This window comes from Enterobacter sp. GER_MD16_1505_Eko_090 (assembly GCF_003331015.1).
Taxonomy (GTDB): domain Bacteria; phylum Pseudomonadota; class Gammaproteobacteria; order Enterobacterales; family Enterobacteriaceae; genus Enterobacter; species Enterobacter roggenkampii.
Map to the genome: position 1 here is coordinate 95860 of NZ_PUQF01000006.1, position 12166 is coordinate 108025.

Genomic DNA, 12166 nt, shown 5'->3' on the forward strand with positions numbered 1-12166 from the left:
CCGGCCCTCTCCCACAGGGAGAGGGAGGGTAAACTTTTATTACGCTAACGCTTTAGCAATCTTCTCGTACAGATCGCCAGACAGGTTTTCCAGCCCTTTCAGCTGCTCAAGCGCGGCACGCATCTTCGCCTGACGCTTCTCATCGTAGCGTTTCAGACGGATCAGCGGCTCTATCAGACGCGACGCCACCTGCGGGTTACGGCTGTTCAGCTCGGTCAGCATTTCCACCATGAACTGATAACCGCTGCCGTCTTCGGCGTGGAATGCGGCCGGGTTGCTGCTGGCAAACGCGCCAATCAGCGAGCGCACGCGGTTTGGATTGCTCAGGGTAAAGGAACGATGCTTCAGCAGGCTGCGCACCTTGCTGAGCGCATCGGCCGCCGGGCTGGTCGCCTGCAGGATGAACCACTTATCCATTACCAGACCATCCTGATGCCACTTGTCGTCATACTCCTGCATCAGCGCATCGCGGCACGGCAGTTCGGCGGCAACGCTTGCGCCCAGCGCGGCCAGCGCGTCGGTCATGTTATCCGCCTCGTGATACTGCTTGCTCACCAGGGTGTTCGCCAGCTCGGTTTCACCAAACGCCAGATAGCGCAGGCAGGTGTTACGCAGAGAACGTTTACCAATGTCCGCGTGCTCAACGCGATAAGCGTCAAGCTTGTTGGCGTTATAAATGGCGAGGAACTCGTCCGCCAGTTCAGCAGCCAGCGTACGGGTCAGCGCTTCACGCACCGCCACGATCGCGATCGGATCGATAATCTCGAACAACTCCGCGATTTCCGTTGCTGACGGCAGGGTCAGAATTTCAGCGGCCAGCGCCGGGTCAATCTTCTCATCCAGCAGGATCGCGCGGAACGCGTCAGCCACGTGAACAGGCAGCGACAGCGGCTGACCCTGCTGGTGACGGTTTACGTTGATCTTGATGTAGGTCGCCAGCAGGCTTTGCGCCGCATCCCAGCGGGAGAAGTCGTTGCGGGCGTGACGCATCAGGAACGTCAGCTGCTGATCGCTCCACTTGTACTCCAGCTTCACCGGCGCGGAGAATTCACACAGCAGCGCAGGCACCGGCTGGAAGTAGACGTTATCGAAGATAAAGGTCTGCTCGGCCTGGGTCACGTTCAGCACGTGGTGTACCGGGTGGCCGCCCTTCTGCAGTGGAATGACTTTGCCCTCGTTATCGTACAGCTCAATGCTGAACGGAATATGCAGCGGGTATTTCTCTTCCTGCTCTGCCGTCGGCGGCGTGCGCTGGCTGATGGTCAGCGTGTACTGCTCGGTTTCCGGATTGTAGTCGTCTTTGACGGTAACAACTGGCGTACCGGCCTGGCTGTACCAGCGGCGGAAGTGGGAAAGATCGACATTAGAAGCATCTTCCATCGCCTGCACAAAATCGTCGCAGGTGGCCGCGCTGCCGTCATGACGCTCGAAGTAGAGCTGCATCCCTTTCTGGAAGTTCTCTTCACCCAGCAGGGTGTGGATCATGCGGATAATTTCAGCGCCTTTCTCATACACCGTCAGGGTGTAGAAGTTGTTCATTTCGATGACTTTATCCGGACGGATCGGGTGCGCCATTGGGCTGGCATCTTCCGCAAACTGCAGGCCGCGCATGGTACGCACGTTATTGATGCGGTTCACCGCGCGTGAACCCAGATCGGAGCTGAACTCCTGGTCACGGAAGACGGTCAGGCCCTCTTTAAGGCTCAGCTGGAACCAGTCGCGGCAGGTGACGCGGTTACCGGTCCAGTTGTGGAAATATTCGTGGCCGATGACGCGTTCGATATCGAGATAATCTTTATCGGTGGCGGTATCGGTGCGCGCCAGCACGTATTTGGAGTTAAAGACGTTCAGGCCTTTGTTCTCCATTGCGCCCATGTTGAAGAAATCAACGGCAACGATCATATAGATGTCGAGGTCATATTCGAGGCCAAAGCGCTCTTCGTCCCACTTCATGGAGTTGATGAGCGAGGTCATCGCCCACGGCGCGCGGTCCAGGTTACCACGGTCAACAAACAGCTCCAGCGCCACTTCGCGGCCTGAGCGCGTTTTGAAGGTGTCGCGCAGCACGTCGAAGTCCCCCGCCACCAGCGCAAACAGGTAACACGGTTTCGGGAACGGATCCTGCCACTGAACCCAGTGACGGCCATTCTCCAGCTCGCCTTCGCCTACGCGGTTGCCGTTGGAGAGCAGGAAGGGATACAGGGTTTTATCGGCGATGATTTTGGTGGTGAAGCGCGCGAGGACGTCCGGGCGGTCGAGATACCAGGTAATGTGGCGGAACCCTTCCGCTTCACACTGGGTACACAGCGCCACGCCTGACTGGTAAAGCCCTTCCAGCGCGGTGTTGGCGGCCGGGCTGATTTCATTCACGATGCGCAGCGTAAACTGTTCCGGCAGGTTGTCGATGACCAGCTGGTTGTTTTCTTCTTTATAGTCTGACCAGGCTTCATCATTAATATGCAGGGAGACCAGCGTCAGGTCTTCGCCATCCAGACGCAGCGGCACAGCAGTTGCGCTGTGGCGCGTCACCTGACTCACCGCCGTGACAACGGTTTTAGTGGCATCCAGGTCAAAAGTCAGATCGATTTCGCTAATCAGATAATCCGGCGCACGGTAGTCGTGGCGGTATTTGGCTTGTGGCTGTTGTGTCATAGAAAACCTTATGCATCGTTTGTCGAGTAACGTTTCAATATATTCCTGTTGCGCAAAACGCGCTATGCAGAATGTTCATCTTTTCAGGGTCAACACCTTTTTTTGCTACATTTGTATAACACGGGGCACAAAATGCCCTCGACCATAAAACGCGCTTATGTTGTGATCGGGGTTCAATAAATCACTAAACAAGGTATACTCCGGAGTTGTTTATTGTACTAAACGCTCCTGTGAGAGGATGCTACTGCGCACCTATGACTCAATTCGCTTCTCCAGTTCTGCATACGTTGCTGGATACCGACGCGTATAAACTGCACATGCAGCAAGCCGTTTTCCACCATTACTATGACGTTCATGTCGCGGCGGAATTCCGCTGCCGTGGCGACGACTTGCTCGGTATCTACGCAGACGCCATTCGTGAACAGGTCAATGCTATGCAGCATCTGACGCTGCAGGACGAGGAATATCAGTGGCTTTCTGGCCTGCCTTTCTTCAAAGCCGACTACCTGAACTGGCTGCGCGACTTCCGCTATAAGCCGGAGCAGGTCACCGTGGTTAACGATAACGGCAAGCTGGATATTCGCCTTTCAGGTCCGTGGCGGGAAGTGATCATGTGGGAAGTGCCGCTTCTGGCGGTAATCAGTGAACTGGCTCACCGCTACCGTTCCCCGGAAACGGGCGTAGCGCAGGCGGTGGCCTCGCTGGAAAAGAAACTCGCTGACTTCTCCACGCTGACCGCAGGGCTGGACATGTCCCGCTTCCGCCTGATGGACTTTGGCACCCGCCGCCGTTTTTCGCGCGACGTACAGGAGGCCATCGTTAAACGTCTGCAGCAGGAGCCGTGGTTCGTGGGCACCAGTAACTACGATCTGGCCCGTCGCCTCAATCTGACGCCCATGGGTACCCAGGCGCACGAGTGGTTCCAGGCGCATCAGCAGATCAGCCCTGACCTCGCCAACAGCCAGCGCGCAGCGCTGGCCGCATGGCTTGCGGAGTACCCGAATCAACTCGGAATTGCCCTCACGGACTGTATTACGATGGATGCCTTCCTGCGCGACTTTGGACCTGAATTTGCGGAGCGTTATCAGGGGTTGCGCCACGATTCCGGCGATCCGGTTGAGTGGGGTGAGAAGGCGATTGCCCATTACGAGAAACTGGGCATTGACCCGATGAGCAAGGTGCTGGTCTTCTCCGATAATCTCGATCTGGCGAAAGCCGTCGAACTCTATCGCCATTTCAACGCCAGAGTGAACCTGAGCTTCGGGATCGGTACCCGGTTAACCTGCGACATTCCTCAGGTAAAACCTCTGAATATCGTGATAAAGCTGGTGGAATGTAATGGCAAACCGGTGGCGAAACTCTCCGACAGCCCGGGCAAAACCATCTGCCATGACAAGGCGTTTGTCCGCGCGTTGCGCAAAGCCTTCGATCTTCCCCAGATCAAAAAAGCCAGTTAAGCGCTTAAGGGAGCCTTCATGGCTCCCCTCTTCTTATTTATTTCTCAATTCTTCCCTTTTGACCGCGAAATTTACTTGTCTGATAGCGGATGGCAGGTAACATAGATATCCCCCCATAAGGGTGGACAAGTGTTTATTTTTTCCGACTATTAACAGAGAGAATATTATGAGCGTTGTGCCTGTAGCCGACGTACTCCAGGGCCGTGTCGCCGTTGACTCAGAAGTCACCGTGCGCGGATGGGTGCGTACCCGCCGAGATTCTAAAGCTGGCATCTCCTTCCTTGCCGTCTATGACGGTTCCTGCTTTGATCCTGTACAGGCCGTCATTAATAATTCTCTGCCCAATTACAATGATGACGTTCTGCACCTGACGACGGGCTGTTCCGTTATCGTCACCGGCGTGGTCGTGGCATCCCCGGGCCAGGGTCAGAGTTTCGAAATTCAGGCTTCTGCCATTGAAGTCACCGGCTGGGTTGAAGATCCGGATACCTATCCGATGGCGGCTAAACGTCACAGCATTGAGTATCTGCGTGAAGTGGCGCACCTTCGTCCACGTACCAACCTGATTGGTGCGGTTGCTCGCGTACGTCATACGCTGGCGCAGGCGCTGCATCGTTTCTTCGATGAGCAGGGTTATTTCTGGGTGTCTACCCCGCTGATCACCGCGTCCGATACGGAAGGCGCCGGTGAGATGTTCCGCGTCTCAACGCTGGATCTCGAAAACCTGCCGCGCACCCCGGAAGGTAAAGTGGACTATGACAAAGACTTCTTTGGTAAAGAGGCCTTCCTGACCGTATCCGGTCAGCTCAACGGCGAAACGTACGCCTGCGCGCTGTCTAAAATCTACACCTTTGGCCCTACCTTCCGTGCCGAAAACTCCAACACCAGCCGTCACCTGGCGGAATTCTGGATGCTGGAGCCTGAAGTGGCGTTCGCCAACCTGGACGATGTCGCGGGTCTGGCGGAAGCGATGCTGAAATATGTCTTCAAAGCGGTGCTGGAAGAGCGTCCGGACGACATGAAATTCTTCGCCGAGCGCGTAGACAGCGACGCGGTAGCCCGTCTGGAGCGCTTCGTCTCTGCCGATTTTGCGCAGGTGGACTACACCGACGCGGTGGCGATCCTCGAGAAATGCGGTGAGAAGTTCGAGAACCCGGTTTACTGGGGCGTAGACCTGGCGTCTGAGCACGAGCGCTATCTGGCCGAGAAGCATTTCAAAGCGCCAGTTGTCGTTAAAAACTACCCGAAAGACATTAAGGCCTTCTATATGCGCCTTAACGAAGACGGTAAAACCGTGGCAGCGATGGACGTCCTGGCGCCGGGCATCGGTGAAATCATCGGTGGCTCTCAGCGTGAAGAGCGTCTGGACGTGCTGGACGCGCGTATGGAAGAGATGGGTCTTAACCCTGCGGACTACAGCTGGTACCGCGATCTGCGTCGTTACGGTACCGTACCGCACGCCGGTTTTGGTCTGGGCTTTGAGCGTCTGATTGCCTACGTGACCGGTGTGCAGAACGTTCGTGACGTGATTCCGTTCCCACGTACGCCACGTAACGCCAGCTTCTAATCGGTAAAAGACTAAAATGGCCAGCCTGTGCTGGCCATTATTTTATCCTGTATTGTCAGTTTTCGTCAGCGTAAAGTCAGCATCTTCAAACCTTCACCCCGTCACAACCACTACCTGTTACGTTTTGTTTCCGCGAAATATCCAGCCACAAAAAATAAACCCCATTCTTATTGCGCTTATTACATCCCCAAGCAATAGCACAAATTTCAACCAATTTTACAGCCATCCAGAAGGCTTTTCGGCGTCATAAGAAAAAACGAGTCGTTTATCGTCTGTTTATATGAATTGCCTTTATCCAAATTAATCATAAGGAATTCATATATATAGGATAGATGCTGTCGCTTAATTCACCAGGGCGTTCTGAAGTTTGAGGTGGTTCACAAAGTTCCCAAAAATACACATTTAGTTACATATATTTTCTTTTGGTTACTCAATCTTGAGAATTGTAGCACTTTCAGGCTAGCGAAACGCTTCGGCGAATGGAAAGATGCCTGTCAGATACATAAAGACACCAAACTCTCATCAATAGTTCCGGAAATATTTATTGACAGAATTTATTGACGGCAGTGGCGAGTGTCATAAAAAAACCAATGAGGGTAATAAATAATGATGAAGCGCAATATTCTGGCAGTGGTAATCCCTGCCCTGCTGGTAGCCGGTGCAGCCAACGCTGCAGAAATCTATAACAAGAACGGCAACAAGCTGGACTTCTACGGTAAAGTTAACGCCGAGCACGACTTCGTGACTTCCGGTGATAGCACAAACAATAGCGACGCTACTTACGCGCAGATCGGTTTCAAAGGCGAAACTCAGATCAACGACCAACTGACAGGTTATGGCCAGTGGGAATACCGTTTCGTGGCTAGCGATGCAGAAAACTCTGCACAGAAAAACAAAAACCGTCTGGCTTTCGCTGGTCTGAAAGCGGGCGACGCTGGCAGCATCGACTACGGTCGTAACTACGGTATCGTTTACGACGTAGAATCTTACACCGATATGGCGCCGTCCTTCTCTGGTATGACCTGGGGCGGTAACTATGTTGATAACTTTATGACCAGCCGCAGCACCGGTCTGCTGACCTACCGTAACAGCAACTTCTTCGGTCTGGTTGACGGCCTGAGCCTGGGCGTTCAGTACCAGGGCAAAAACGACCGTGCTGACGTTAAAACCTCTAACGGTGACGGCGTAGGCTACTCTCTGGGTTACGATTTCGGCGAAGGCTTCGGTGCAATCGCATCTTATAGCAACGCTAACCGTACTCTGGATCAGAAAGCTGACGGCGAAGGCGACAAAGCTGAAGCATGGGGTCTGGGTCTGAAATACGATGCCAACAACATCTACCTGGCAACCACCTATGCTGAAACCCGTAACACCACCCGTACCGGGTCTGATGGCGATGCTGGTTTTGCTAACAAAACGCAGAACTTCGAAGTTGTTGCTCAGTACCAGTTCGATTTTGGCCTGCGTCCAGCAATCTCCTACGTGCAGACCAAAGGTAAAGACCTGGCTGGCGTGACCAACTCTAAAGGCACCTTCAAAGGTGGCGATGCAGATCTGGCTAAATTCATCCAGGTTGGCGCAACTTACTACTTCAACAAAAACTTCAACGTGTGGGCTGACTACTACATCAACCTGCTGGACAAAGACACAGACTACGCGCAAACCGTTGGCGGCCTGAACGGCAACGACGATATGGCAGCTGTGGGTGTGACTTACCAGTTCTAATCAGTACACCACTTTGTTATATGCTTAATGAACAGGGCTTCGGCCCTGTTTTTTTATGCCTGACAGAAAATAATGGCGACTTTTGAAAAGCCGCACGCTTTTCGTCGCAAACGGTTGGCATTTTGTAAATCTACCGTTAACCTGATAGCGGATTTCACTTCTGTAATCACAATGGAACTTCGTCATGTTTGAGAACATTACCGCCGCTCCTGCCGACCCGATTCTGGGCCTGGCCGATCTGTTTCGTGCCGACGACCGCCCTGGCAAAATCAACCTGGGTATTGGTGTATATAAAGATGAAACCGGCAAAACTCCGGTACTGACCAGCGTTAAGAAAGCTGAGCAGTATCTGCTGGAAAACGAAACCACCAAAAACTACCTCGGTATTGATGGTATCCCTGAATTTGGTCGCTGCACCCAGGAGCTGCTGTTCGGTAAAGGCAGTGCAATTGTGAGTGACAAACGTGCCCGTACGGCACAGACCCCGGGCGGTACCGGCGCGCTGCGCGTGGCGGCGGATTTCCTTGCGAAAAACACCTCTGTGAAGCGTGTCTGGGTAAGCAATCCAAGCTGGCCGAACCACAAGAGCGTATTTAACTCTGCGGGTCTGGAAGTGCGTGAATACGCCTACTACGACGCAGCAAACCACTCTCTGGACTTTGACGGCCTGCTGGCGAGCCTGAGTGAGGCGCAAGCAGGTGACGTGGTGCTGTTCCACGGCTGCTGCCACAACCCAACCGGTATCGATCCAACGCTTGAGCAGTGGGAACATCTGGCGAAGCTGTCCGTAGAAAAAGGCTGGCTGCCGCTGTTTGACTTTGCCTACCAGGGCTTCGCCCGTGGTCTGGAAGAAGATGCCGAAGGCCTGCGCGCGTTCGCCGCAGTGCATCAGGAGCTGATCGTTGCAAGCTCCTACTCCAAGAACTTTGGTCTGTACAATGAGCGTGTAGGTGCCTGTACGCTGGTTGCGGCTAACGATGAGACCGTCGATCGCGCGTTCAGCCAGATGAAATCCGTTATCCGCGCTAACTACTCTAACCCGCCGGCACACGGTGCCTCTGTTGTTGCGACTATCCTGAGCAACGATGCGCTGCGCGCCATCTGGGAACAAGAGCTGAACGATATGCGTCAGCGTATTCAGCGCATGCGCCTGCTGTTTGTGAACACCCTGGCGGAGAAAGGCGCGGATCGCGACTTCAGCTTTATCATCAAACAGAACGGCATGTTCTCGTTCAGCGGCCTGACCAAAGAGCAGGTTCTGCGTCTGCGTGAAGAATTCGGCGTGTACGCCGTGGCGTCTGGCCGCGTGAACGTTGCAGGCATGACGCCTGACAACATGGCGCCGCTGTGCGAAGCGATTGTCGCCGTACTGTAATTTGCGCCCACAAAAAAGCCTGCATTATGCAGGCTTTTTTTATTCGGGTTACCAGACAGGCATTTCATCCTGAAGGAACGGATTATGGAGCCGTTCATAGCCCAGCGTCGACATCGGACCGTGCCCAGGGATAAACGTCACATCATCACCCAGCGGCAATAACTTCTGTTTAATCGACTGAATCAGCTGCCCGTGATCGCCGCGCGGAAAATCGCTGCGTCCTACGCCACCTTTGAAAATCACATCGCCGGAGATCAGCAGACGGGACTGGTCATCAAAGAAGACGATATGGCCTGGCGTATGCCCAGGACAATGCAACACCTGTAAAGTCACATTCCCTATGCTAACGCGTGCTCCTTCATTCAGCCAGCGATCGGGCGTCAGGGGCTGACACTCATCCAGGCCAAACATGCGGCTTTGGGCAGGTAATCCCTGCAGCCAGAACTCATCTTCTTTTTCCGGACCGACAATCGGCACGCCGTAGTGTTCAGCCAGTTCAGCCGCTGCGCCCACATGGTCGAGGTGACCATGCGTCAGTAAAATCTGCATGAGCGTCACGCCGCTGTCGGCGACTTCCTGCTTGATCTTCTCAGCGTCACCGCCGGGATCGACAAGCGCGGCCAGTTTAGTCTGTTCGCACCAGATGAGTGAACAATTCTGGGAGAACGCGGTAACCGGAATAATACGATAGTTCATACTGCTCCTGTGTTTCGTTATTACCAGTGCCGAACCGGACCGGTATCAATATGCACAAAGTTGCTGCTGGGGTAATATCCTACACCACCTGCGCGCATAGATAACGCAGCTTTGCGAATATTGGCTAACGAAACGCCTTCAATATGGAAATCCATTGCCTGTCCCTTCGTGTGATAGCTCTTTTTGGCTACCCCGCGACTGTGGGCGCGCAGTTCATTATTGGTATCAACAGAGCGATAACCAGAAATAAGCTGCACCGGCTTGCTGGTGCCCAGCAGGCCCTGAAGGCGGTAAAGCTGATCAAACAGTCCTGGATCGATGGCTTTTATTTTATTCGCGCGGAAATCACGGAAAAAATGGTTAAGTCTTGCTAATTCATCCTGAATATAGCCTCTGCCATCGAAGAACTCCGCTTTTAGCGACTCACCGGTATGGAGATTGTTGAGCGTTAAAACTCGCGGACGAGGTGTCGAGAGGGTGGCAAATGCTGGCGTCGGCAAGATGGCCGCTGCGCCAAGCGCAACACCACCTAACGCCAGCAGTTTGCGGCGATTAGCGTCAAATTTGTCCATGATAATCAGGTCTACAGGTAAAAGAAATCGTAATATGCATAGCGCACGAAGGGCACCTTAACTGGCAAAACCGGGTACGTCAAGGCGCCCAACCCCAGTGAATACGCGGCTTGTAGCGATATAGCCCCTTATTCACCCTAACTTACGACAATCATTTTTCCCGAACTGCTTCATTTACCTGATTAATTGTTCCGCTTTTGGCAAAATTTGTGCGCCGGATCGCGCGGTGAGATCATAATTGTAAATATCTGTACGGTACTGAGTCCGCCCGTCTTCGCCAACAAACGCCGTCAGATAGTAAAGATTGACCGGAATATTGTGTCGAATATTAACATAACGCGTATCCCCCTGCTTCAGGGCATCCGAAATGCGCGTATCGTTCCAGCCCGCATCCTGCAGCAGCATATTGGCCAGCTCCGAGGCTTTGTTCACGCGCACGCAGCCAGAACTCAGCGCGCGCGTATCTTTCTGGAACAGGTTGTGGTTCGGCGTATCGTGCAGATAGATAGCGTCAGAACTCGGCATATTGAATTTGTAACGCCCTAAAGAGTTATGCGCCCCGGGTGCCTGCTGGAAACGGAACGGCAGATTAGAAGCCGTGATTGTCGACCAGTCGACCATATAAGGATCGATAGCCTCTTTACTGTTCCATCCACGCATCACCGTATAGCCATGACGTTCCAGATAACCCGGATCGTTCCAGACCTTCGGCAGAATGTCTTTACGCGCCAGCGTCGGCGGCACGTTCCACGGCGGGTTAACGACTACGTTATTGAGCGCGCTGCTCATCATCGGTGTTTTGCGATCCGGACGCCCGACAATCACGCGCGACGCCAGTTTTTCGCTACCGTCCTGGTAATAGACCAGGGAATACGCCGGAATGTTAACCATAATGCCGGTAGAAAGGGTTCCCGGCAGCAGGCGCAAACGCTGGATATTGAGCGCCAGCACCCCTGCCCGCTGCGCAGGCGATACGTTCAGCCAGTCTCGCGTCGTCTGGCCAATGACGCCATCGGCTCCCAGTCCCTGAGCGGCCTGGAATTGCTTCACTGCCGCAACCAGCTCGCGATCGTATGCTGCGGGTTTATTGCTGACGGCAATCGCTTTTTTCTCTTTCACGGGCGCTGACGGGCTGACCGCCGCGTTTTGCGGATCGTCGCCTGGCAGGGCGATATGTGGCCCGCCTTCAAGAAGACCCGAGCGCGTCAGGATCTCGCGCAGAGCAGGCACATCGCTGCTCCACTGCCCCGGACGCAGCGTCGCGGCGCCGCGCATCTGCGGCCATGGGCGCGAGTCGCCCACCAGCGCGAGGAGCGACTGGTGAAGCGTGGCGTATTGTGGATGCGCCGGTGCGAGGCTGGCAATAAAGCGCGGCAGTTCGCCATTATCGAGGGCTAACTGCCACTGGTTAATCACCGACAGCGCTGGCGTCGCGAGCTTATACGGCTTATCGCTGTACAGCCAGCGGTTGCCATTGACCGGAATACCCGCCACGAACTGCAGGTAACCCATCATGGCATCGGAAAGCACCACATCTCTCGCCTGCCCTGTTACGGCAGGATCGGTTAACAGTTCAACCCACTTTGTAAACTGCGGCTGAAACCCTGCAATTGCGACCTCCGCCAGCTGTTGCTGGAAGGCGCGCACGGCATCGCGGTTTTCCCACATCGGTTTCATATCGCGGGCGGCATAAAGCAGCGTGAGCTGATTGAGATAGACAGGCGTGTAGCCTGACGGCAGCCCCGACTGCAGCTGCTGGCTGAGCGATTCGGCGTCGATGCCTTCCGGCAGCGGCTTAATACCGGCCATGATAGCCGTCGCCGGAGATTGCTCCAGCGGCTGGGACAACGACGTAGGCTGCGAGCCTGTCGTTGCCGAGCTGTCAGTCGGCACAATTTCAGGCTCGTCGGCCTGGGCGGTTAACAGTGGAGCAAACATCACTGCCAGGCATAGACTTAGCGCCGACAGCTGACGACCACATTCTTTCTTAAGCAACATCCCTTGCCCCCTGTTTTCACGACATGCCCATCACGTTGGGGCTTTCTTTCATTATAGGTAGACGGCTAAGCTGTTGCCTTACCTTATGTAAAGAAGTTTAAAGATAACGCAGCCCTAAGCACAA

At 54.3% G+C, this 12166-nt stretch carries 8 protein-coding genes; 4 read left to right on the forward strand and 4 right to left on the reverse strand.

Features of this window, described 5'->3' with window-relative positions; genetic code table 11:
* Positions 1-39: 39 nt before the first annotated feature.
* Complete coding sequence (gene pepN, locus C6A40_RS08700; RefSeq protein ID WP_032651183.1) at positions 40-2652, reverse strand: aminopeptidase N; 2613 nt, start codon at positions 2650-2652, stop codon at positions 40-42.
* Positions 2653-2906: 254 nt separating this feature from the next.
* Between pepN and pncB the strand changes: the two genes are divergently transcribed.
* From pncB to aspC, 4 genes are all read left to right on the forward strand, one after another.
* On the forward strand, positions 2907-4109 hold the full coding sequence (gene pncB, locus C6A40_RS08705; protein WP_045334149.1) for a nicotinate phosphoribosyltransferase: 1203 nt from the start codon (positions 2907-2909) through the stop codon (positions 4107-4109).
* A 166-nt stretch (positions 4110-4275) separates the two neighbouring features.
* The gene (gene asnS, locus C6A40_RS08710) at positions 4276-5676 is read left to right on the forward strand and encodes an asparagine--tRNA ligase (protein WP_021240867.1); all 1401 of its coding nucleotides are present in this window, start codon (positions 4276-4278) and stop codon (positions 5674-5676) included.
* A 606-nt stretch (positions 5677-6282) separates the two neighbouring features.
* Positions 6283-7401 (forward strand): porin, encoded by a 1119-nt coding sequence (locus C6A40_RS08720; protein ID WP_045334147.1) that lies wholly within the window; start codon positions 6283-6285, stop codon positions 7399-7401.
* 184 nt (positions 7402-7585) lie between these two features.
* Entirely contained in the window at positions 7586-8776 is a 1191-nt protein-coding gene (gene aspC, locus C6A40_RS08725) for an aspartate transaminase (RefSeq protein ID WP_008499949.1), read from the forward strand.
* 48 nt (positions 8777-8824) lie between these two features.
* Here aspC and C6A40_RS08730 read toward each other — a convergent pair whose 3' ends face one another.
* The 3 genes from C6A40_RS08730 to ldtD all read right to left on the reverse strand — a co-directional run bounded on the left by C6A40_RS08730 (position 8825) and on the right by ldtD (position 12042).
* Positions 8825-9472 carry an MBL fold metallo-hydrolase gene (locus tag C6A40_RS08730; RefSeq protein ID WP_045334146.1) on the reverse strand — a complete coding sequence of 216 codons (648 nt, stop codon included), beginning with the start codon at positions 9470-9472 and terminating at the stop codon, positions 8825-8827.
* Positions 9473-9492: 20 nt separating this feature from the next.
* Entirely contained in the window at positions 9493-10044 is a 552-nt protein-coding gene (locus tag C6A40_RS08735; protein ID WP_008499951.1) for a YcbK family protein, read from the reverse strand.
* 174 nt (positions 10045-10218) lie between these two features.
* Positions 10219-12042 carry a L,D-transpeptidase gene (ldtD, locus tag C6A40_RS08745; RefSeq protein ID WP_045334145.1) on the reverse strand — a complete coding sequence of 608 codons (1824 nt, stop codon included), beginning with the start codon at positions 12040-12042 and terminating at the stop codon, positions 10219-10221.
* Positions 12043-12166 lie beyond the last annotated feature (124 nt).

Excerpts from the sequence above, each read along its gene's own strand:
- pepN (WP_032651183.1), bottom strand. The coding sequence starts at position 2,652 with ATGACACAACAGCCACAAGCCAAATACCGCCACGACTACCGTGCGCCG.
- pncB (WP_045334149.1), top strand. The coding sequence starts at position 2,907 with ATGACTCAATTCGCTTCTCCAGTTCTGCATACGTTGCTGGATACCGAC.
- asnS (WP_021240867.1), top strand. The coding sequence starts at position 4,276 with ATGAGCGTTGTGCCTGTAGCCGACGTACTCCAGGGCCGTGTCGCCGTT.
- C6A40_RS08720 (WP_045334147.1), top strand. The coding sequence starts at position 6,283 with ATGATGAAGCGCAATATTCTGGCAGTGGTAATCCCTGCCCTGCTGGTA.
- aspC (WP_008499949.1), top strand. The coding sequence starts at position 7,586 with ATGTTTGAGAACATTACCGCCGCTCCTGCCGACCCGATTCTGGGCCTG.
- C6A40_RS08730 (WP_045334146.1), bottom strand. The coding sequence starts at position 9,472 with ATGAACTATCGTATTATTCCGGTTACCGCGTTCTCCCAGAATTGTTCA.
- C6A40_RS08735 (WP_008499951.1), bottom strand. The coding sequence starts at position 10,044 with ATGGACAAATTTGACGCTAATCGCCGCAAACTGCTGGCGTTAGGTGGT.
- ldtD (WP_045334145.1), bottom strand. The coding sequence starts at position 12,042 with ATGTTGCTTAAGAAAGAATGTGGTCGTCAGCTGTCGGCGCTAAGTCTA.